This window comes from Streptomyces sp. NRRL S-1813 (assembly GCF_000719605.1).
Classification (GTDB): Bacteria; Actinomycetota; Actinomycetes; order Streptomycetales; family Streptomycetaceae; genus Streptomyces; species Streptomyces decoyicus.
Window position 1 is genome coordinate 161,800 of record NZ_JOHB01000024.1, and the last position, 21,679, is coordinate 183,478.

At 72.5% G+C, this 21,679-nt stretch carries 19 protein-coding genes and 1 tRNA gene; 9 read left to right on the top strand and 11 right to left on the bottom strand.

Annotation, left to right across the window (positions count from 1 at the left end; translation table 11 throughout):
• Positions 1-60 precede the first annotated feature (60 nt).
• The 7 genes from IF67_RS0128080 to IF67_RS0128110 form a co-directional block, all read right to left on the bottom strand.
• Positions 61-822 (bottom strand): Bax inhibitor-1/YccA family membrane protein, encoded by a 762-nt coding sequence (locus IF67_RS0128080; protein WP_030990304.1) that lies wholly within the window; start codon positions 820-822, stop codon positions 61-63.
• A gap of 151 nt (positions 823-973) precedes the next feature.
• Positions 974-2,338, bottom strand: coding sequence for a hypothetical protein (locus IF67_RS0128085; protein ID WP_030990306.1), 1,365 nt, complete (start codon positions 2,336-2,338; stop codon positions 974-976).
• Positions 2,339-2,341: 3 nt separating this feature from the next.
• Positions 2,342-4,873, bottom strand: a complete 2,532-nt coding sequence (locus IF67_RS0128090; protein WP_030990309.1) for a hypothetical protein — start codon at positions 4,871-4,873, stop codon at positions 2,342-2,344.
• A gap of 16 nt (positions 4,874-4,889) precedes the next feature.
• The gene (locus IF67_RS40470) at positions 4,890-6,401 is read right to left on the bottom strand and encodes a caspase, EACC1-associated type (RefSeq protein ID WP_051818681.1); all 1,512 of its coding nucleotides are present in this window, start codon (positions 6,399-6,401) and stop codon (positions 4,890-4,892) included.
• Positions 6,402-6,405: 4 nt separating this feature from the next.
• The gene (locus tag IF67_RS0128100) at positions 6,406-6,891 is read right to left on the bottom strand and encodes an effector-associated constant component EACC1 (protein ID WP_158713175.1); all 486 of its coding nucleotides are present in this window, start codon (positions 6,889-6,891) and stop codon (positions 6,406-6,408) included.
• Between the two features lie 87 nt (positions 6,892-6,978).
• Entirely contained in the window at positions 6,979-7,920 is a 942-nt protein-coding gene (locus tag IF67_RS0128105) for a pseudouridine synthase (protein ID WP_030990315.1), read from the bottom strand.
• Between the two features lie 195 nt (positions 7,921-8,115).
• Positions 8,116-8,203: transfer RNA gene (locus IF67_RS0128110), tRNA-Leu, on the bottom strand.
• Between the two features lie 384 nt (positions 8,204-8,587).
• Between IF67_RS0128110 and IF67_RS0128115 the strand changes: the two genes are divergently transcribed.
• The 3 genes from IF67_RS0128115 (at position 8,588) to IF67_RS46035 (ending at position 11,226) form a co-directional block, all read left to right on the top strand.
• Positions 8,588-9,913, top strand: coding sequence for a M20/M25/M40 family metallo-hydrolase (locus tag IF67_RS0128115; RefSeq protein ID WP_030990317.1), 1,326 nt, complete (start codon positions 8,588-8,590; stop codon positions 9,911-9,913).
• A 142-nt stretch (positions 9,914-10,055) separates the two neighbouring features.
• Complete coding sequence (locus tag IF67_RS0128120) at positions 10,056-10,289, top strand: chaplin (protein WP_030990319.1); 234 nt, start codon at positions 10,056-10,058, stop codon at positions 10,287-10,289.
• 166 nt (positions 10,290-10,455) lie between these two features.
• Positions 10,456-11,226: a chaplin gene (locus tag IF67_RS46035; protein WP_030990320.1), complete on the top strand. Its 771-nt coding sequence runs from the start codon at positions 10,456-10,458 to the stop codon at positions 11,224-11,226.
• Positions 11,227-11,313: 87 nt separating this feature from the next.
• On the opposite strand, the gene IF67_RS0128130 is transcribed toward IF67_RS46035, so the two are convergent.
• The gene (locus IF67_RS0128130; protein ID WP_006607658.1) at positions 11,314-11,502 is read right to left on the bottom strand and encodes a DUF5703 family protein; all 189 of its coding nucleotides are present in this window, start codon (positions 11,500-11,502) and stop codon (positions 11,314-11,316) included.
• A 47-nt stretch (positions 11,503-11,549) separates the two neighbouring features.
• Between IF67_RS0128130 and IF67_RS0128135 the strand changes: the two genes are divergently transcribed.
• Positions 11,550-12,224, top strand: coding sequence for a hypothetical protein (locus IF67_RS0128135; protein WP_030990322.1), 675 nt, complete (start codon positions 11,550-11,552; stop codon positions 12,222-12,224).
• A gap of 142 nt (positions 12,225-12,366) precedes the next feature.
• Here the strand turns inward: IF67_RS0128135 and IF67_RS0128140 are convergent, their stop codons facing one another.
• On the bottom strand, positions 12,367-14,964 hold the full coding sequence (locus IF67_RS0128140) for a helix-hairpin-helix domain-containing protein (protein ID WP_030990324.1): 2,598 nt from the start codon (positions 14,962-14,964) through the stop codon (positions 12,367-12,369).
• Positions 14,961-15,944: an aldo/keto reductase gene (locus IF67_RS0128145; RefSeq protein ID WP_030990326.1), complete on the bottom strand. Its 984-nt coding sequence runs from the start codon at positions 15,942-15,944 to the stop codon at positions 14,961-14,963. The genes IF67_RS0128140 and IF67_RS0128145 overlap by 4 nt, the downstream gene beginning before the upstream one ends.
• Positions 15,945-16,071: 127 nt before the next feature.
• Here IF67_RS0128145 and IF67_RS0128150 point away from each other — a divergent pair, with 127 nt between their 5' ends.
• Both IF67_RS0128150 and IF67_RS0128155 read left to right on the top strand, forming a co-directional pair.
• Entirely contained in the window at positions 16,072-17,127 is a 1,056-nt protein-coding gene (locus IF67_RS0128150; RefSeq protein WP_030990328.1) for an LLM class F420-dependent oxidoreductase, read from the top strand.
• Between the two features lie 345 nt (positions 17,128-17,472).
• Positions 17,473-18,261, top strand: coding sequence for a hypothetical protein (locus IF67_RS0128155; RefSeq protein ID WP_030990329.1), 789 nt, complete (start codon positions 17,473-17,475; stop codon positions 18,259-18,261).
• Positions 18,262-18,322: 61 nt separating this feature from the next.
• On the opposite strand, the gene corA is transcribed toward IF67_RS0128155, so the two are convergent.
• A complete protein-coding gene (gene corA / locus IF67_RS0128160; protein WP_030990330.1) occupies positions 18,323-19,318 on the bottom strand; it encodes a magnesium/cobalt transporter CorA in 996 nt (331 codons plus the stop codon).
• A gap of 59 nt (positions 19,319-19,377) precedes the next feature.
• Here corA and IF67_RS0128165 point away from each other — a divergent pair, with 59 nt between their 5' ends.
• From IF67_RS0128165 to IF67_RS0128175, 3 genes are all read left to right on the top strand, one after another.
• On the top strand, positions 19,378-20,076 hold the full coding sequence (locus tag IF67_RS0128165) for a histidine phosphatase family protein (protein ID WP_030990332.1): 699 nt from the start codon (positions 19,378-19,380) through the stop codon (positions 20,074-20,076).
• Between the two features lie 120 nt (positions 20,077-20,196).
• Entirely contained in the window at positions 20,197-20,787 is a 591-nt protein-coding gene (locus tag IF67_RS0128170) for a DUF3090 domain-containing protein (RefSeq protein WP_078889672.1), read from the top strand.
• A gap of 5 nt (positions 20,788-20,792) precedes the next feature.
• Positions 20,793-21,677, top strand: a complete 885-nt coding sequence (locus tag IF67_RS0128175) for an SCO1664 family protein (RefSeq protein WP_030990335.1) — start codon at positions 20,793-20,795, stop codon at positions 21,675-21,677.
• Positions 21,678-21,679: the final 2 nt, after the last annotated feature.

Here is a 21,679-nt window from a genome sequence, read left to right on the forward strand (position 1 = left end):
ACGGGAATTTCCGCGGGGGAGGGGAGCCGGGGAGCCGGGGAGCGGTGGTCGGACCGGCCCTCACCACCACCGCAGGTACGACAGCAGCCGCAGGATCTCCAAGTAGAGCCACACCAGGGTCATCGCCAGCCCGAAGGCCACGTACCAGGCCCAGCGGTGCGAGGCGCCGGACCGCAGAAAGCGGTCGGCGGCCTCGAACTCCAGCAGGAGGAAGTAGGACGCGGCGGCGATCGCCACCACACTCACGGCGATCGCCAGGCCGCCGCCGTCCCGCAGGCCGAGGTCCGCGCCGAACACCCACGACGCCACCAGATCCGCCAGGAACAGCACCAGCAGCCCGCACGCCGTACCGACCGCCCAGCGGGTCGCCTTCGCACTGACCCGCACCACCCGTGTGTGATACGCCGCCAGCATGCCGGCGAAGATACAGCCGGTACCGATGACGGCCCGGGTGCCGACGCCCGGGTACAGCGCGTCGAAGAACTGCGTCGCCTCGCCGAGCACCACCCCTTGAGCCGTCGCGTACAGCAGGGCCAGTGCGGCGCTGGGCCGGGGCCGGAGGGCCAGAAAGATCCCGAGGCCCAGTCCGGCCAGTAGCGCGGGCAGGACGAGGAACCCGAGTCCCAGGTAGACGGTGAGGAAGGCACTCGCCGTGAGGACGCCGAAGACGGCCAGGGTCTTGATGACGATGTCGTCGAGGGTGATCGGACGGTCCGTGGCCGCGGCCCTGACCGCACCGCCGCTCGGGCTCGGGCCGGCCGGCGCCACCGCACCGTCCAGCGTCAGCAGGTTACGGATCGCAGGGTTGCTCGTCGTGGGCACCGGCCCTCCCGGCGGATCGGATGTCACGGAGTGGGTGGCGAGGGGTGTGCACGACGGCGTGTGCGCGCCGCCGCAACGGGCGCCGCGCCGGTGCTCAACTCCTCGTGGTGACAGCCTAGTTGCGGAGGGTGTCAATCCGCCCCGGACCGGCTCACTCCACCTCCACGACCCGCCGTGTGCGGGGCACGCTCTCCCGCAGCGCACGGGTCACCTCCGGCGTCGCGGCGAACACGGTGTCCCCGCCGGGCGGCGCCGCGTACGGCAGCGACGTGCCCAGATGATCGCGCCATGGCGCGGGCACGGCGACCGGCTGGCGGATCCCGGTCAGCACCACGCACTGCACCGCCTCGGCGCCGTGGTGCTGCAACGCGGACCGCAGCCGGCCCGGCAGGCCCAGGCGTTGCGGCACCGCCGTGCGGAGCAGCCGCTCGCCCAGGCTCTCGCCCTGCGTCGAGAGGTCACTGCCGCGCAGCCGGCGGACGGTGTCGCGCAGGGCGGGGTAGTGCTCCGGCAGCACCCCACGGCAGCGCAGCACGACCAGAGGGTGCGACGCCCCCTCCACATCGCAGGCGATGTCGAACGACATCCGCCGCTTCAGGAAGCCGTAGCGGACCTCGTTGATCACCTCCAGATGCTCGTCCGGCTTCGGCCTGCCCGTCTCCGGGGGCGGCTGGCTGTGCAGGCCCTCGAACTGCTCGGCGACCGTCACGGAGCCGGTGAACAGCCGCCGCATGCCCACGGCCACCGCATGGTGCTCGTACAGCTCCAGCCAGGCGGGCAGCCGGCTGACGCTGGTGAGATCGGGCGCCAGCCGCGCGGCCTCCTCGGCGTGTTCCAGCGCGTCGCCGCGCAACTGCTCGCTGAGCAGGCCGATCCGCCGGCGGAGCTCGATCAGCGCCAGCGCGTCGAACTGCGCCGACCGGTCGGCGTCCGGCCGCCCGCCGACGCCTTCCAGCACGCCCGCGAGGACCTGGGTCGGGGCGGCGTCGGCGGACCATCCGCGCCGCCGGGCGAGCTCGGTGAGCCGGTCCAGTGCGTACGGGGTCAGCCAGGCCCGCCCCTCGACGAAACCGCCCCAGTCGCGGGACTCCAGACCGTGCCGGGCGGCGAGCCGCGGCAGCCGGGCCAGCAGCGCCAGCAGCAGCAACTCGGCGTCGTCGATGCCGTCTTGGTGCTGACCCGTCTCGCGCAGCGCCTGGGCGAGCTGATGCGCGTCGAAGAGGGTGGCGAACACATCGGACTCCGGGCACCGGAGGATCTTCGCGAGCAGCGGCTGGGCGGTGGGGCCGACCAGCAGATGCAGATGCCGCCCGGTGAACACGGCCGGCAGCTCCGGTGGTGTGAAGGCGGCCCGGATACGGGCGGCCAGCTCCGCCAGCCGGCTCTCGGCCTCGCTGAACCGGCCGATCCGGTGCAGCAGATCATGCGCGGCGAAGTTCCCCAGTGCCTCCTCGGCCGCCGCCATCGCGCGGTCCGAGGTCCGCACCATCCACACGACATACAGCTCGTTGTCCATGCCTCATCTCCCCGCCACACGGCCGTAGCGCGGGGGTTCCTGCCCGGAGAGCACCTCGAAGAGCTCCTCGGCCGCACCCCGCGATCCCCCGACGTACGGCCCCACAAGAATCTCCTCCAGCGCCCGGCCCAGCTTGGCCAGCGCCGTATCGACGGCCTCCTGCTCCTCGGCGAGCTCCTCACCGGCCTCGTCCAGCTGACGGGCCAGCCGGGCGTTCTCCACCGCACGACGGAAGAGCCACACCGCGTACTCCCGCTCGGCGCTCACCTTGTGCGACGGGTCCCCCTTGCAGCCGGCCAGGGCCTGCGGCAGGCCCTGGAACAGCCGCCGGATGCCCTTGTCCAGACCGGCCTCCGGCAGGGCCTCCAGCCAGGCCCGGGTGAACTCCTCGTCGGTGCTGCCCGCTTCGTCCAGGGCCCGCAGCGCCGCATCGGGAAGCCCGGGCATCTGGTGGCCGAGCAGACCGGGGATCTCGCGCGGCTCCAGCCGCGCGGCGCGGCACTCCACGATCGCCCGCAGCAGCCAGACCCGGGTCTGCCACTGCGGCTCGGTACGGATCCCGTCCAGGCACTCCAGAGCGGTCAGGAACGCCTCCGAACGCATCGCCATCAGCGCCCGGTCCATCCCTTCGCCGAGCGAGGTGTGGCGTTCCGCGGTCCGCAGCGCGGTCTCGATCTCGTCCGCCTCGGTGGCGGCGGGCCCGGTCGGCTGGAGGGCCTCGATCATCCGGCGGGCGATACCGTGCGGCTGCGCCCGCAGCGCGTCGAGGAACCGGCCGCTGAACTCCTCCTCGGCGCCGGGCTCTTCGGCCAGCCGGGCGAGGCCGTCCCAGAGCGCCTGCGCGGTGGGCCCGGCGGCGTCGGACGGGGCGGGCTCGGCGTGGTCGGTGGCGTCCCGCACCACCAGCACGCCGCGCTCGGCGTCGGCGAGCATCGCGGACCGGGCGGTGTCCACCAGGGTGTACGGGTGGCTGAACAGCAGCGCCGCGTCCTCCGCGGTCGGCGGCAGATAGCGGCTGATCAGCACCGTGTGCGGGGTGAAGACATCCGACTCCGCGATGCCGTACCGGCGCAGTGCGCACCGCCACTCGAACCACAGCATCGGCGCGGCCTCCCTGCACCAGGCGCGGAAGGCCCGTTCGGTGGCCGGGCTCTCGTCCGGTGCGACGCCCCGTAACGCGGCATCGAGGAACCGTCCGGCGGCCACCTGCCGCGCCGGTGCATGCGGCCGGTGCACCGCCGTCTCCAACTGCTCGACCAGCTCGGCCATGCGCCGGGCCCACTTCTCCCGCATGGAGATCAGCTGCGGGACATTGACCTCGTAGTACTGCTCGGTCTCCCGCTCCTCGGGCTCGGTCAGCCGGATCGTCCGGCCGGTCGGCTCGTCGAACCGCTCCACCAGCAGCACCGTCGCCGGCCACAGCGCCCGCCGCTCCGCCGCATTCGCCCGGCTGAAGGCCGCCAGATCGGCCGTCAGCTGCCTGATCTCCGCCTCCAGCTGGTCCAGGCGCAGCCGTGCGTCCATGGTCAGCCGCTGGGAGAGCACCCGCTGATGGGCCTGCTCGACGCCCAGATAGGCGTCCGTGGTGAACAGATCCGGGCTGAACTCCAGCCCCACGGTGGCCCCGTGCCCCTTGGCGGTACGGAGATACGGCTGGAGCGACACCAGCGCGTCGTCCGGTGACCGCGGGGCCCGCAGGAAGGCCCGGTCCGTCTCGCCCGCCGCCCGGTCCGCGAGCGCCCGCAACCCCTGGGCGTACGTCACCAGATCCGCATACGCGATATCCGTGACCTCCACCAGGCTGGTCTCGTGCGCCAGCGACCGCAGCAGCCCGACGAAGTCACGCAGCGCACCGCGGGCCGTCGACGACGCGCCGTCCGCCACCGTCACCGACCGCGCACCGAAGGCCGACGGAATGTCGAGCGAGGGCTGTTTGCCGGACAGCCCGGCCGTCACCCGGATCAGCCCGACGCCGATATGGTCCCCGACGAAGTCACCGCTGTCCGGGTCGCTCAGGCCGTTGACCCGCAGACAGGTCGTGAGCGCCGCCTGCACCACCTGCTGCCGGATCTCGGGAATGCCCTCGCCGACCACCAGCACTTCCACGGGGCCCTGTTCGTCCCCCGCCACCCACGCCCGCAGCAGCGACGAGGGCAGCGCGGCGCGCACCTGCGGCGCGAGCGCCGCCTTCGGCCCCCATACCGGCGGCGCGGGAAACAGCGGCCCGCACTCCGCGGACTCCCGGGCCCGCCGGGCACACCGTGCGACCGGGCTGTCGTCGGCCCCGAGGTCGCCGCCGGGGACCTGTAGCCCCAGCGCGCGGGCGTGCAGCACCAGTGCGAGATCGTCCTCGGTGTCGCCGAACAGCAGCTCGTCCGGGCACATCCGGAGCCAGTACTGCCACAGCCTTCTCACCAGGCGCTTCGGCACGGCCGGCCGGCTGTCCCGGAACTGCCGGCCGACCCGCTCGGCCTCCTTGGTGGTCCAGGTGTACGGCAACCGCTTCAGCAGCTCATCGACGTCGTCCCCCCGCATGGATCTCCTCTCGTCGTCACCTGTCGCCGGCACACCGGAATCCGACGTTCCCGCGGCACTCGACCGGTGACCGTGGCGACAGTTCCTCCCGCAGCCGCGCCGCGGGAGTGTCATACGCCCCGCCGCGCAGCACCGGTGCACCCGTGTCGTCCACGCAGATGTCCCAGACGTTACCGAGCAGATCGCCGATGTTGTACGGGTTCGGTGGGAATTCCCCGACCGTGGCCAACGCGGCATGACTGCCACGGAAGTTGACCCGGCCCGCGGCGATGTCCTCACGCCACCACTCCCCGGTCCGCCCGGCCCGTGCCGCCAGCGCCCACTCCGTCACGGTCGGCAGCCGCAGCGCGACCCCCAGCCGGCGGCCCGCCCAGGCCGCGTAGGCGCGGGCGGCGGGAAAGCTCACCGCCACCACGGGATGGCCGCCGCGCCCCACCGGAAAGTCCAGGCCGTGCCAGCCGCGCAGATAGTTGTCGTCCACGTGCGTTCCCGCCGCCCGCGCGGCCTCCGGGCGCCAGTGCGCGTTGTCCGGATCGCAGAGGAACGCACGGAACTGGGCGTGCGTCACCGGATACCGGCCCAGCCGCACCGTCGTGGTCTCCGTCAGCGCCACCGTTGCCAGTTCCGGCCACGAAGGCGCTTCCTCGTCCGGCAGCTCCACCGGGGGCAACGGTGCCGTACGGCATGCCGGCGCCCCGGCATGACGCTCAGCCGCCCGCGGCACCGCGCCCTCCGGCGGACCGCCCCCGCCGGCGGACGGAGCGTCCGTGCCTGCCCCCGCCTCCCCGGCACGATTACGGAAGAGACAGATCTGCCCGGCGGAGTTGCGGTTGCTCTGCTGGGGCAGCGGCCGGGACTTCGCGACGAGCGCCGCGGTCAGCTCCTCGAAGAGCGCCGACATGCTCAGCAGCGCAGGCCGCCCCGGCACCCCGGCGTCCAGCAGACGGATCAGCTCACCGGTGAAAGCGGTGTAGGTCTCTCCGGGCGGGGCCAGCGCCTGACGAGTCGCCGCGGTGGCGGTCAGCACGAAGGCGCCCTCGACGGCGACCCCGGGCACGAGGTCCCCGCCGTGCATGAGACCGCCCAGCGCCCGACCGCTCCAGCAGCAGTCCAGAACGACCACCTTGCGCCGGGCCGAGGGACGCCCGCCCGCCGGGGAGAGCAGGATCGAGCGCAGCTCCTCGTAACGCAGCGCCGTGTGCGGCCGGTCCGGGTGCGACCCGGGCAGCGCGAGGTGGAGCTCCCCTGACTGCGGGTGGACCAGGCCATGGCCCGCGTAGTACAGCACCATGGTGTCGGTCGCCTCGGCGGCGGCGTCGAACACCGTGTCCAGGACCGTCTGCCGGGACGGCTGCCGCAGTACGCTGCACCGCTCGTCCGCCAGCCCCCAGACCGCCGGATCACCCAGCAACTCCCGCAGCCGGCCGATGTTGTTCGCCACCGCGGGGATGTCGTCCAGCTCCGTATACGCATCCGTACCGATCAGGACGGCACGGGAACGGGACGGGTCGGACAGCGCTCCCGCCAACGCACTAGTCCTGTCGGCCGGGCCGGTCCGCCGGCGCCGCGTCGCCCTCACCGCGCCCGGCCTCCGGGGTGCCGCCCGCTCCGCTCCCCGCCTCCGGTGCGCCGCCCTCGCCGAGCGCCCGCAGCACCCGCGCGACGGCCTCGGGATCCCCGCCGCCGACCGTCACCCTGACCCCCGCGCGTTCGATGTGGACGCGGTCGGCGCGCGGCCGGGTGCTGCGCCAGCTCGCCACCGCCACCACCAGCGAGGCCAGCTGCACCCCACTGTCGAACACCGCCTCGACGGCCTCCAGGACCGGCCCCATGGGCCCGGGCGCCTCGGCCCGCCGCACCGGCGACAGCCCGGTTCCCGCGAGGACCTCGGGATCACCGCTCAGCCACGTGTACAGCGACTGCGCCGCCTCACCGCTCTCCGTGTCCTGCTCGACCCCGATCCGTACGCGCACCGCCGCCCCCGCCGCCGTCCGTGAACCCGTCCGAGCGGCCAGCATAAGTGGCACCCCGCACCCAGGGGGTGTCTTTCGGATCAGGCCCCACGAGCCCGCCCTGATCCGAAAGACACCTCCCAGGCCCCACGATCACGCCATCGGGTCCCGGGCCCACCCCGCCAGCCGCCGCCCGCTCTCGAACCGCCGCGTCCGTCCGTCCACCGGATCGGTGAACTCCAGTACCTTCGCCAGCAGTTGGAGCGGCGCGGTGAAGTCGTCGGGGGCCGGGTCCCCGACGACCGGATAGACCGGATCGTTGAGGATCGGCAGCCCGAGGCCGTTCATATGAACCCGCAGCTGGTGGGTGCGGCCGGTGGCGGGCAGCAGCCGGTACCGCCCGAGCCCGCCCCGCCGTTCGGCCAGCTCGATCCGGCTCTCCGCGTTCGGCGCCCCGGCCTCCTCGCGCGCGGCCATCACCCCGCGCTCCTTCACGATCCGGCTGCGCACGGTCACCGGCAACGCCGCCTTCCCGTCGTACGGCGCCACCGCCTCGTACTCCTTGCGCACCTGCCGGCCACCGAACAGACCCTGGTACGCGCCCCGGTCCTCGGGCCGTACGACGAACAGCGCCAGCCCCGCCGTCAGCCGGTCGAGCCGGTGCGCGGGCTGAAGCGCGGGCAGCGACAGGTCGCGGCGCAGCCGGGCCAGCGCGGTCTCGGTGATGTGCCGCCCGCGCGGAGTCGTGGCGAGGAAGTGCGGTTTGTCGGCGATCACGATCCGCTCGTCACGATGGACGATCTCCACCTCGAACGGCACCGGCACCTCCGGCACGAAGTCCCGGTGGAACCAGACATACCGCCCCGGCTCGTACGGCTCACCCCCGCTCAGCGCCCCGCCCGTCCCGACGAACCGCCCCGCACCCAGCATCGCGTCCACCCGCTGCGCCCCGATCGCCCCCTGGAACCGGTCCACCAGATGATCCCGGACCGTGCCCCACGCCCCGTCCGGATCGGCGGGCAGCCGCACCCGTACGGGATCGATCCCGTCACGCTGGGGCAGCGGTGCGGGAGGAAGGGGGGATCTGCGTCTCACCCGGCAAGAAAACCCCAGCTCGGCCGCGCCGCGCAATGCGCGGGCCGGGCCGCGGCGCCCGGCCCGCGCGCACGGGAGAGCGTGGAGTGATCACCGACACAGCTGAGGTCCGGCACCCCGGCTGCCGCACACCGCCCGCGACAGGAAACGCAAAAGGTGCCGGCTGAAGCTCAGCCGGCACCTTCTGCTTGGTGATGGTGTCCGAGGGGGGACTTGAACCCCCACGCCCGATAAAGGGCACTAGCACCTCAAGCTAGCGCGTCTGCCATTCCGCCACCCGGACAAGGTGTCTGCCGGTGCGGCCTGGGCCGTTCCGACGTGGAAAACAATAGCAAACCTTCGCGGGTGGTCGATCACCCGCACATTCGGCCGGATGCGGGGCTGTGACCAGGGCGTGTCGGGAGTATTGCGGCCTTGGGCACAGCGGGTGCCGGGTGGAGGATGGCGATGGACCCCGCCGCGGGCCGTGCTCCTCAGGGCGCGCGATGCGGCCGTGAACCCGGAGGAGGCACTGTGAGCGAGCCCCGCGAGCGAACCATGGAGAGGTGCGAGCCCTGCGAATGCGGGGCCGAGCGAAGCGAGGTGTCGGCATGAGCGAGCCCCGCGAGCGAACCATGGAGAGGTGCGAGCCCTGCGAATGCGGGGCCGAGCGAAGCGAGGTGTCGGCATGAGCGAGTCGCAGCAGCCGCGCACGGTCACCGGCGAGGACGAGGTCGTCGACCTGTGCCGGGATCTGATCAGGATGGACACCAGCAACTACGGAGATCACTCCGGCCCGGGAGAGCGGGCCGCCGCCGAGTACGTCGCGGAGAAGCTCGCCGAGGTCGGACTCGAGCCGCAGATCTTCGAGTCCCACAAGGGCCGCGCCTCGACCGTCGCCCGCATCGAGGGCGAGGACCGCTCGCGGCCCGGACTGCTGATCCACGGGCACACCGACGTCGTGCCGGCCAACGCCGACGACTGGACCCATCACCCCTTCTCCGGCGAGATCGCCGACGGCTGCCTCTGGGGCCGGGGCGCGGTCGACATGAAGGACATGGACGCGATGACGCTGGCCGTCGTCCGTGACCGGCTGCGCAGCGGCCGCAAGCCGCCGCGCGACATCGTGCTGGCGTTCCTCGCGGACGAGGAGGCGGGCGGCACCTACGGCGCGCGCTACCTCGTCGACCACCACCCGCACCTCTTCGAGGGCGTCACGGAGGCGATCAGCGAGGTCGGCGGCTTCTCCTTCACCGTCAACGAGCAGGTGCGGCTCTACCTCATCGAGACGGCCCAGAAGGGCATGCACTGGATGAAGCTGACCGTGGACGGCAACGCCGGACACGGTTCGATGATCCACAAGGACAACGCCATCACCGAACTGTCCGAGGCGGTCGGGCGGTTGGGCCGGCACGAGTTCCCGGTGCGGGTGACCAAGACGCTGCGGTCCTTCCTCGACCAGCTCGGGGACGCGCTGGGCACCGAGCTCGACCCGGAGAACATGGACGCCACGCTGGCCAAGCTCGGCGGTATCGCCAAGCTGATCGGCGCCTCGCTCAAGAACACCGCCAACCCCACCCAGCTGGGCGCCGGCTACAAAGTCAACGTCATCCCGGGGCAGGCCACCGCGCATGTCGACGGCCGCTTCCTGCCGGGACACGAGGAGGAGTTCCTGGCCGACCTGGACCGGATCCTGGGCCCCCGCGTCAAGCGCGAGGACGTCCACGCGGACAAGGCGCTGGAGACCACCTTCGACGGTGCGCTGGTCGACGCGATGCAGTCGGCGCTACAGGCCGAGGACCCGATCGCACGCGCCGTGCCGTACATGCTCTCGGCCGGCACGGATGCCAAGTCCTTCGACGACCTCGGGATCCGCGGATTCGGGTTCGCCCCGCTGAAGTTGCCGCCGGAGCTGGACTTCGCAGGGATGTTCCATGGTGTGGACGAGCGGGTGCCGGTGGACGGACTGAAGTTCGGGGTGCGGGTGCTCGATCGGTTCATCGACCAGAGCTGAATTCGGCGCGGATTTCCTGCCTTTCGCGCTGCCTTCGCTGAAAAGAGTGAACGGGCCGATGTGTTCGTAGCTTCAACAGCATTTTCCTCGTTGCAGTGAGTGCGGTCCGCGGCTGGGATCGTATTGCCTACAAGGAGGAATAATGATCAAGAAGATCGTCGCCGCTGCGGCAGTTGCCGGCGGTGTCGTGCTCGCCGGTGCGGGCCTGGCCGTTGCCGACTCGGGTGCCCAGGGCGCGTCCCTGAACTCCGCTGGTGTGGTTTCCGGTAACACCATCCAGGTGCCGGTCCACGTTCCGGTGAACGCCTGTGGCAACACGGTCTCCGTGATCGGGCTGCTGAACCCCGCGTTCGGTGCGGGCTGCGTCAACAAGTGACCTTCCGGCGTCCTTTGGCGTTGTATTTGCATCCGTAAGGGTCTGACTCAGCCCAGCTCCGGAAGGCGTGCCATGCATTCCGGAGCCGCTGGGTATTCGGCGGGCGGGTGGATCTTCCACGCCACTTGCCCGTATTCCTGTAAGGCACTAGGCAGGGGAACAACCTATGAGACAGGTCGCACGAAAGGGCCTGATCACCATGGCGGCCGCCAGTGGCGTACTCGCCCTGGCCGCCGGCTATGCACAGGCCGACGCGGGAGCCGCCGGAGGCGCGGCAAACTCGCCCGGCGTGGGATCCGGCAACAATGTTCAGGTACCGGTTCACGTTCCGGTGAACGCCTGCGGCAACACCGTCAATGTCGTCGGGCTGCTGAACCCCGCGTTCGGCAACCGCTGCGCCAACGTCGGTGGCGGCGGGCACCACGCCGGTCACCACAACCAGGGCGGGCACACGGGTGCCGGCGCCGCCGGCAGCACCTCGAACTCTCCAGGTGTTGTGTCGGGCAACAATGTCCAGGCTCCGGTCGACGTACCGGTGAATGCCTGCGGCAACAATGTCTCGGGGGGCGGGCTGCTGAACCCGGCCTTCGGCAACCACTGCGCCAACGGGTCGTCGCACACCCCGGGCAGGCCCCACCACCCGGGGAAGCCGCATCACCCGGGCAGGCCCCACCACCCGGGGAAGCCGCACCACCCGAGCAAGCCGCACCAGCCCGGCAAGCCCCACCAGCCGGGCAACCCGAGCCAGCAGACCCCGCACAAGCCGGGTACGAAGCCGCAGACCGGGGGGCACAGCCAGCAGGTGACGCCCGCCAAGCCCGTCGGGCACCTCGCGCAGACCGGTGCGGGGTCGATCGGCTATGCGGTCCCGGCCAGCGCCGGAATGCTGCTCGGGGGCGCCCTGCTCTACCGCAAGGCGCGCGCCGCACGCCGGTGATCAGCAGCAGTTAGCGCACTGGCGCTCCACGGAGCGGGCCCTGCCGAGAGCGGGGCCCGCTCTGCCGTGTTCAGGCGCTGGTGGCGCTCACCAGGTGGCGCGGAGCTGGCGGATGATCCGGCGGCGCAGCCGCACCTTGCGGCTGCCGTCCGGGTTCAGGCGCAGTCGGTCCAACTCCCAGTGTCCGTACTCGGCATGGTCGGTCAGCAGGCGTGTGGCGGCCTTCCGGGAGACTCCCCGGGGCACGTACACATCGCAGAATTCGTATTCCGGCATCGCATCTATTGTGCGGGACCGGCCCCGGTACGGATAGCGTCTGCACTATGTCTGATGCTGCGCAGCCTTCCGCTGCCGAGGTACGTGCCGCCGCCGAGGCGGTCAAAGCCGCGCTGGACCGTCACCTCGACGCGGTCGAACGCCGCTCGGGGCAGGATGACCCGGCCGTCTACGCCGCGTTCGACGAGCTCGCCGCGGCGGCTGAGGTCTATGACGAGTTGCTGTACGACACCTACGACGAGGTCACCCCCTTCGAGATCCCCGGGAACGACGCGCTGCCCGCCTACGCGGGTCCGGAGGAACCGAGCGCGCTGAGCGTGCTGATCCGGCGCGATTACACCGTTGCCGAACCGCAGCGGCTGCTGCACCAGGCCCAGCGCATCGCCGATCTTGATCCGGACGCCGCCGACGAGGCGGCGGGCAGCGGGGCCGATGCCGCCGCGGTCGTCGGCACCAGCGTGCATGCCGCGCTCGGTGTGCTCTTCGGGGAGTTCGAACCGGACGAGATCGCCTCCCGGCACAAGGAATTCGGCCTGGAGGAGGGCGACTCCACCCTGTGGGTGGCGGCCGCCGACGACCCGGCCGAGCCGGGGGAGTGGCTGTCCGCGCCGTTCGACCAGGCAGACCCGCAGCGGGTGGTGTGCCGCTTCGACGTCAGCGCGGTCTTCGACGAGGAGCTGGGCGACGACGACATGCTGGAGCCGCTCGACCACGAACGGTGAGCGCGCTCCGGGGTGCGCTCCTGCCCCGCCGTCGTCGCACCCTGACCGCATACGCCGCTGTCCCGGCCCGTCAGCAGAAACCTGCCGACGGGCCGGGACAGCGGCCTATTGCTGCGTGAGCGGGGGAGCGGGCGGGGCGGGCTCAGCCGGCCGCCGAGGGCTCCTCGGCGCTCTGCACGCTCTGCTGGAGCAGAGTGCGCAGCCGGGTGGTGCGCTCCTTGACGGGCACCTCGGCGACCGCGCGGGGCAGCGCCTGGTCGGCGCCCTGCACCACCGACAGATGCTGCTCGCCGCGGCTGAAGGCCGTGTAGACCCAGGCGCGGGTCAGACCGCCGGCGGCGTCCCCGGGAAGTACGACCACCGCGGCGGGCCAGCGCGTCCCGGCCGCCTGATGCGCGGTGAGCGCCCAGCCGTGGCGCACGGCTCCCGCGCCGACCTGCTCGCGCGGCACCACGGTCGCGGAGCCGTCGCAGTCGAGATGCAGTCCGGCCGCGTCCGCGCCGGTGACCGTGCCGGGGACCGTGCGGCCGGGTGCCGGGGCGTAGGCCACGCGGTCGCCGGGGTCGAAACCGCCGAACCGGCCGGGGCCGGGGTTGAGCCGCTCCTTGAGGGCGGCGTTGAGCGCGCGGGTGCCGGCCGCGCCGCCGTGGCCGACCGTGATGACCTGCGTCCGGTCCGTGGGGACACCGAGCGCCCGGGGCACGGAGTCGGCGACCAGCTGGACGGTGCGGTGCACCGCCTCGCCGGCATCCCGCACCGGGACGATCACCACTTCCTTGCCGGGTGCCTCGACCTGGCTCAGCTCACCGATGCCGATGCCCGACACCAGCTCGCCGATCGGGCCGAAGTCCGGGGTACGCGAGGCGACCTGAGGGCAGAAGCGGGCCGTGAGCAGATCGGCGAACAGCCGGCCCGGACCGGCGGACCACAGGACGCCCGGGTCGCCGCTGAGCACCAGGCGGGTCCCGTCGGTCAGTGACTCGACGAGCAGCGCGGCGGTCTCCAGATCCAGCTGCGGGGCGTCCAGTACGACCAGCAGATCGAGCGCGAGCGCACCGTCCGCGTCCCGGCCCGGCCCCTGCTGCCCGGACAGCAGGCCGGAGACGGTCACCGCGGCCGTGCCGGGATCCGTGGAGCCGGCGGCAGTGGATTCCGGTGCGCTCGCGGTGAGGTGCGCGGCCAGGCGTCGGCGGCCGTTCTCGGTGTGCGTGGCGCCGAACGCCCGCAGTCCCAGCGAGCGGGCCGCGGCGATCAGCGCGGCCGGTTCGGCGCGGGCCGCCTCGGCGCCGGTGTGTGCCACCAGACCGCTGTGTGCGGCGGCGCCAATGAGCTCCGCGGCCGACGGTGACAAGGCGGCGGCCGCCGCGGCCTCCCAGGCGGCGGCGGAGGGGCGGACGGGCCGGTGCGGGGTGTCGTCGGCGTCGGCGAGGGCGCCGGCGGTTCCGGCCTCGGAGGCGGCGGCGCTCTCGGCGGACGGGCCGCTCTCGGCGGCCGCCGACTGCGCACCGGCCGTTCCGTCGCCGGGCTCCTCGGCCTCCGCCGCCGTGTCCTGCTCCGGCTCCGCCACCGCTTCGAAGGTGTTCAGCAGCCGGGCCAGACCGTCGGCGACGCTCTCCTCGGCCATCGCGAACCGGTCCAGGCCGAGCAGGATCCGGACCGGCTGCTCCTCCTCGTCGTCACCCGCGGCGGGACGCGCGCGGCCCGGTTCCTCGATCGCGTCCTGGAAGACCAGCACGGCACCGTCCGCGATGGCGGTCTGGAGGGCCTCATCGGGGTCGGGCACCGAGCGCTGGGCGAGCGCCGCACGCAGCGCCGCTGCCTCCAGGGCGGAGTGCCCGGCCACGGCGGCCTGCTCCAGCAGCCAGCCGACCAGCGCCTGGGCGCGCCGCTCATCGCCCGGCCCGCAAGCGGCGCCGAGCAGCGCCCGGGCAAAGCCGTCGGCCTGCTCGGGGCGCACCCCGGGCACGCCGAGCAGCTGCCAGGGGTCCTCGCTCAATGCCTCGGCCGCCCGCTCCCCGAGCGCCTCAGCGGCCGGCTCGGCCAGCGTCTCCGGGGCGCCGCCCGCCGCGAGGACCTGCCGTACGCCCTCGATCCCGGGGGCCGTGGTCATGGCGGGGCGGGCGGCGGGGGCCGGACCGGCAGGGGCAGCTGCACCGGCCGGGTTCATGGCACCGCCGTCCGCGACGGGAGGACGGGCCGGACCGCCGGCCTCCTCTGCGGCACGCGGCCGGGCCACTTCCGGGGCCGGGCCCGTGGGTCCGCCCTGCGGGGTGCTGCCGCCGTCCCGGGCGTCCTTGGGGGAAGGGGCGGCGGGCGCGGCCGGTTTGGCGGGGCGCGGGGCGTCGTTGAAGAACGAAGCGGCCGCGCGCTCGCCGCTCTCCACGGCCCGCACGGCCGCCGCCAGCGCGTCCGCCGTCGCCTTGGCCGACGTGGACACCGAAGGCTGCTGCGCCGCACCGGAGTCCGGGGTCCCGGCCTCGTCTCCGGCAGCCGCGGGCGCCGGCTCGCTCACCGTCGCGTCCGCGCCCGGCGTCGCGGGGCCGTCCGGAGCCGCTGCGTCCTCACCCGGGCTCGCGGAGTCTTCCGGAGTCGTCACGTCCTCGCGCGGGTCCGCGGAGTCTTGCGGCGCCGACGCGTCCGCGCCCGGCGCCGCGGTGTCCTCGGGTGTCTGGGCATCCGCAGTCCCGGGCGCGGCCTCCTGCTCGGGCGGGGTTTCGCCGGCGAGGCGGTCGGTACTCACAGCGTGCTCCAGTCGTGATCGGGGTAGTGGTGCACCGGAGCCGATACATCGTCCAGCGCCCGGCGGATCTCGTCAGGAAGACTAAGGGTCTCCACTGACAATGCGGCTCTGAGCTGCTGCGCTGTGCGGGCGCCCAGGATCGGTGCGGTGACTCCGGGGCGGTCGCGTACCCAGGAGAGCGCGACCTGGAGCGGGGTGACGGCCAGTCCGTCGGCGGCGGTGCTGACCGCTTCGACGACCCGGCCCGCCGTCTCGTCGAGATAGGGCGCGACGAACGCCGCCAGATGCTCCGAGGCGCCCCGCGAGTCGGCCGGAGTGGCATGGCGGTACTTGGCGGTCAGCACGCCGCGGCCGAGCGGCGACGACGGCAGCAGACCGATACCGAGATCGACCGCCGCGGGCAGCACCTCCCGCTCGATGCCGCGCTGGAGCAGGGAGTACTCCATCTGTGTGCTCGCCAGCCGGTTGCGCACACCGGGCGCCGCGAGCTGCCAGGTGCCGGCCTTGGCGAGCTGCCAGCCGGAGAAGTTCGACAGCCCCACATAGCGCGCCCGGCCGCTGGTGACGGCGAGGTCGAGGGCGTGCAGGGTCTCCTCCAGCGGCGTGTGCGGATCAAAGGCGTGCAGCTGCCACAGGTCGATGTAGTCGGTGCCCAGCCGCGCCAGGGAGGCGTCCAGGGCGGCCAGGAGATGGCGCCGGGAGCCGTCGACGCGGCGGTCCGCCTCCAGGATGCTGCCGGCCTTGGTCGCGATCACCAGGTCCTCGCGCGGAACGAGCCCTTCCGTCAGCCGGCCCAGGAGGTACTCGGCACCGCCGTCGGCGTAGATGTCGGCGGTGTCCACGAGGCTGCCGCCGGCCTCCCAGAACGCCTTGAGCTGGTCGGCGGCTTCCTGCTCGTCCGTGTCGCGGGCCCAGTTCAGGGTGCCGAGCCCGAGACGGGACACGCGAAGACCCGTACGGCCGAGGTGCCTTTGCTCCATGGGCCTTGAGATTACTGGCCATGAGCCGGGAACAGGGGACCTGTGGACAACCCGCCGATGACGACCGGCGGGGGTGCGCGCTACAGTCCCCGGAACAGCGACGTTACTGATGGGTAAGGGGAGCGGCATGAGGCTTGGCATCAACCTCGGCTACTGGGGCGCCGGGATGGACTCCGACAATCTCGCGGTGGCACAGGAGGCCGACCGCCTCGGCTACTCCGTCTGCTGGGCAGCGGAGGCCTATGGCTCCGACGCCGCCACCGTGCTCTCCTGGGTCGCGGCTCAGACCGAGCGGATCGACATCGGTTCGGCGATCTTCCAGATCCCGGCGCGTGCGCCCGCGATGACCGCGATGACGGCCGCGACCCTGGACTCGCTCTCCGGCGGCCGCTTCCGGCTCGGCCTGGGCGTCTCGGGGCCGCAGGTCTCCGAGGGCTGGTACGGCGTCAAGTTCGACAAGCCGCTGGCGCGCACCCGCGAGTACGTGGACATCGTCCGCAAGGCCATGACGCGCGAGCGGCTGTCCTACCAGGGCGAGCACTGGACGCTGCCGCTGCCCGACGGCCCCGGCAAGCCGCTGAAGCTCACCGTCCACCCGCAGCGCGAGCACATCCCGCTCTACATCGCCGCGATCGGCCCGAAGAACCTCCAGCAGACCGGCGAGATCGCCGACGGCGCGCTGCTGATCTTCCCCTCGGCCGACCACCTGGAGGAGACCGCGATCTCGCACCTCCGGGCCGGCCGGGAGAAGGCGGGCAAGACGCTGGACGGCTTCGACGTCTGTCCGACGCTGCCGCTGGCCGTCGGCGCGGACAAGGACGTCAGCGCGCTGGCCGACATGTTCCGTCCGTACACCGCCCTGTACGTCGGCGGTATGGGCAGCCCGAAGCAGAACTTCTACAACCAGCTCGCACAACGCATGGGCTACGAGAAGGAAGCCGCCGAGATCCAGGGCAAGTACCTGTCCGGCGACAAGGAAGGTGCCGCCGCGGCGATCCCGGAGCGGCTCATCGACCAGACCACGCTGCTCGGTTCCGTGGAGCGGATCGCCGAGCGGATGCAGGCCTACGCGGCGGCCGGAGTGACGACCCTGACGCTGGCCCCGGCGGGCTTCACCCTGGAAGACCGCCTGGCGTCGCTGCGGGCCGGTACCGAGGCCCTGGAGCGCGCCGGTCTGGCGTAGGGCCTCTGGATACGGATCAGGCCGGGCTCGCGTGCCTGATCCAAACGAAAACGCCTGGGTCACGGAGGCAGCGGCGCCCTCCAGGGGAGCCTGCCCGGATGCCCCGCACCCGGCCCGGCGCCCGCGGCGCCGGGCCGGCGAGGCCCGCGGCCGTGGTGGGGGCTCGGGGGATCCTCCCCGCCACGGCCGTCACGCAGCACAACGCGGTGACGAGTGCCCGGGTTACGCCTTCCACCAGGACAGATATCGCCCGAACGGCCGTACGGGCCACCGCTGCGGTTGCCGCGGACGGAACACCCCATTTGACTTTTCCTTTACGGGTGTGTCCGTTCGGAGGTGGCGCAGATGTTCTCGGCCCGAAGCCTGTTCCAGGAGATCGTCGACAACGACGGCTCCTACCGCCTGTTCTGCTCCATCGCGGCCAGCGGTGAGGCGCAGGGCGGCTGGGAGAACGGCAGGATCGCCGCCCTCATGCCCGCCTCCATGCGCGAGCTGGCGCCCAAGGTCACCCGGCACGGCGCCGACGAGGACAAGCACGGCCGGATCTTCCACGCCCTGCTGCGCAAGCGCGGCCTGACGCCCACCGACGTCCCCCGGGAGACCGACTACACCGCGCTGCTGGAGCGGCAGGGCATCGGTCTGGCGCACGACAAGCTGCGCCGCGACGAGCCGCTCACCGAACTCGACATCATCACCTACCTCGCCCACAGCCGGGTCACCGAACAGCGCGCCGCCGACCAGATGGTGATGCTCAACAAGCACTTCGGCCACCACCCCGAGGTGGGCAAGGCGATCAAGGTGATCTCCCACGACGAGGACAACCACCTCGCGTACTGCCACGAGGAGCTGCTGCGGCTGGCCCGCCTCGGCCACGGCCGGGCCATCCAGCGGATCCTGCACGACTGCGCGCACGCCGAGCTCGTCGTCTACCGGGACGTCAGCCTGGCCGTGATGGACCACATGGGCCGCATCCTGAAGTGGCCGACGACGAAATCCGGCGCGCTCACCGCCGGGATCCGGGCGATGTACGGCTATGAGCGGCTGGGCGGCTGGCGGCGGATGGTCAGCCTCCGGATGCCCGAGCGGCGGGACCCGCTGGGCGGCCCGGCCACCTCGGCGCCGGAGTTCGCCTGAGTCCTCCGGCAGGCCCGGCCGGCCGGCGGCCCGGCGCCTCCGGCCGTCCGGCCCCGTGGCGTCACAGCCAGCCGCGGCGCTTGAACAGCCGGTACAGCGACACCTCGATGATGACCATGACCAGCAGCACCGTCGGATAGCCCAGATGCCACTTCAGCTCCGGCATGTAGTCGAAGTTCATGCCGTAGATGCCGGCGATCAGGGTCGGTACGGCCGCCAGCGCCGCCCAGGCCGAGATCTTGCGCATGTCGTCGTTCTGGCGTACGCCCATCTGCGCCAGATGGGCGGAGAGGATGTCCGAGAGCAGCCGGTCCAGGCCCTCCACCGACTCGTTGGCGCGGGTCAGATGGTCGTCGACGTCGCGGAAGAAGGGCCGGGCGTGGTCGTGCACGAACGGCACCCCGGGATTCTGAAGGCGGGCCATCGGCTCCGCCAACGGGCCGGTCGCCCGGCGGAATTCGAGCACCTCGCGCTTGAACGCATAGATCTCGGCGGCGGTGTTCTTGGTGTCCCTGCCGCGTACCGGAGCGAACACCTCCGCCTCCAACTCCTCCAGATCCAGCTGGAGTTCGGCTGACACCTCGATGTAGTGGTCCACCACCGCGTCACTGACTGCGTACAGCACCGCCCCCGGGCCGTGCCGCAGGATCTCCGGGTGCTCCTCCAGCCGGTGCCGCACCGCCGCCAGCGGGCTGGCCTCACCGTGCCGGACGGTGACGACGAACGCTTCGCCCACGAAGACCATCAGCTCCGACGCCGTCACCGTGTCGGCCCGGTCGTCGTAGGTGATCGGCTTCAGCACCATGAACAGCGAGTCGTCGTAGACCTCCAGCTTGGGCCGCTGATGCGCCTTGAGCGCGTCCTCGACGGCCAGCGGGTGCAGCCCGAATTCGCTCCTGACGAGAGCGAACTCCTCCTCCGTCGGCTCGTGCATCCCCAGCCACAGGAAAGCGTCCCCCTTGGCCCGGGCCTCCTCCAGCGCACGGGAGAAGTCGGTCGCACACTCGGCGCGGCGGCCGTCCCGGTAGATGGCGCTGTCCACGATCACACTTGGCATTCTCGCTCGTCACAGCGCCACCTGCCAGGAACACCGGCAAGGAACGTAGGGTGGCGCTCATGCCCACGCTGATCCTGCTGCGGCACGGCCGCTCCACCGCCAACACCGCCGGAGTGCTCGCCGGGCGGGCGCCCGGCGTCGCCCTCGACGAGCGTGGCGTCGCCCAGTCCGCCGCACTGCCCCAACGGCTCTCCCAGGTGCCGCTGACCGCCGTCGTCTCCAGTCCGCTCCAGCGCTGCCGGGAGACCGTGGCGCCGCTGCTGGACGCCCGGCCGTGGCTCTCGCTGCACATCGAGGACCGGATCAGCGAATGCGACTACGGCGACTGGTCGGGCCGCAAACTCGCCGAACTGGGCGACGAGCCGCTGATGGAGGTCGTCCAGCGGCACCCGTCCGCGGCCGCCTTCCCCGGCGGCGAGTCGATGCGCGCCATGCAGGCCCGCGCGGTGGACGCGGTGCGCGACTGGAACGCCCGTATCGAGGAGGCGCACGGCCCCGAGGCGGCCTACGTCATGTGCTCGCACGGCGACATCATCAAATCCCTGGTCGCCGACGCGCTGGGCATGCACCTCGACCTCTTCCAGCGGATCTCCGTCGAGCCCTGCTCGGTCACCGCGATCCGCTACACCCGGCTGCGTCCCTACCTCGTACGGCTCGGGGACACCGGGGACTTCGGATCGCTCGCGCCCCGGGAGGACGGCGGCAGCCCGGCGGCCGAGCGGGACGCGGCCGTCGGCGGTGGTGCGGGAGCAGCGTGATCAGTCGGCGCAGTAGGGTGGTGCGACGGCGCTGCCCGCCACGCACCTGCGATCCGCGCAGTGACCGCAGGACGTGCAGCGACCGCAGTGACCCCGCAGTCGAGCAATCGGAGCAGGACGTTGTCCCGTCAGGTGTTCTTCTACGACGCGCCGGACCGCTTCGTGGCCGGTACGGTCGGGCTGCCTGGCCGCCGTAGCTTCTACCTCCAGGCCACCGCCTCCGGCCGCACCACCAGCGTCGCCCTGGAGAAGACCCAGGTCGCAGCCCTCGCCGAGCGGATCGACGAGCTGCTGGACGAGGTCGTACGGCGCAGCGGCGGCAACGCCCCGGTGCCCGCCGTCTCGCCCACCGAGCTGTCCGACTCCGCTCCGCTGGAATCGCCCGTCGAGGAAGAGTTCCGGGTCGGCACGATGGCGCTCGCCTGGGACGGCGAGGACGAGCGGATGATCGTCGAGGCCCAGGCCCTGGTCGAGCTGGACGCGGACAACGACGAGGACCTCGCCGACGCCGAGGAGCGGCTGCTCCAGGACGACGAGAACGGCCCGCCGATGCTCCGGGTGCGTCTCACCGGAACCATGGCCAGGGCGTTCGCCAAGCGGGCGCTGGAAGTCGTCAACGCCGGCCGCCCGCCGTGCCCGCTGTGCAGCCTGCCGCTCGACCCGGAGGGACACGTATGCCCGCGCCAGAACGGATACCGACGGGACGCCTGAGCGCCATGGAACCCGCAGTCGGGCCGGCCGCGCCGCTGCCCGGTCCCGCCGAGGCGCAGGACCCGCCGCCGGCCGCACCGGAGCCCGCCACAGGCCTGCCGGACGCCGTGCTCGCCGACGGTGAGCTGACCGTACGCGGCCGCATCCAGGAGGCGTCCAACGCCGTGCTCTACTGCACGGTCGCCCACGACGGCCACACCGCCTCCTGCGTCTACAAGCCGGTCGCGGGCGAGCGCCCGCTGTGGGACTTCCCCGACGGCACGCTCGCCCAGCGCGAGGTCGCCGCGTACGAGATCTCCCGCGCCTGCGGCTGGGATCTGATCCCCCCGACGGTGCTGCGCGAGGGCCCGTACGGGACCGGCATGGTCCAGGAGTGGATCGATCCGCCGGAGAACAGCGACGAGGTGCCCGAGCTGCTGGCGCTGGTGGAGGACGAGGAGCCGGCGCCGGGCTGGAAGGCGGTCGGGCTCGCGCAGATCGGCGACGGCCGTACGGCGCTGCTGGTGCACGCCGACCACCCCCGGCTGCGGCGGCTCGCGGTGCTCGACGCCGTGATCAACAACGGTGACCGCAAGGGCGGCCATCTGCTGCCGGGCGCCGGCGGACAGTTCTTCGCGATCGACCACGGCGTGACGTTCAACGCCGAGGACAAGCTGCGCACGCTCCTGTGGGGGTGGGCGGGGGAGCCGCTGACCGACGAGGCGCTGGAGGCCCTGCGCGGCCTGGAGCGGGAGCTGGCGGGCGGCACGTCGCTCGCCGCCCGACTGGCCGAACTGATCACGGATGACGAGATCGACGCGCTGCGGGCGCGGGTGGCCGCGCTGCTGAGCAGCGGCCGGCACCCGGAGCCGAGCGGCGAATGGCCCGCCATTCCCTGGCCGCCCGTGTGACA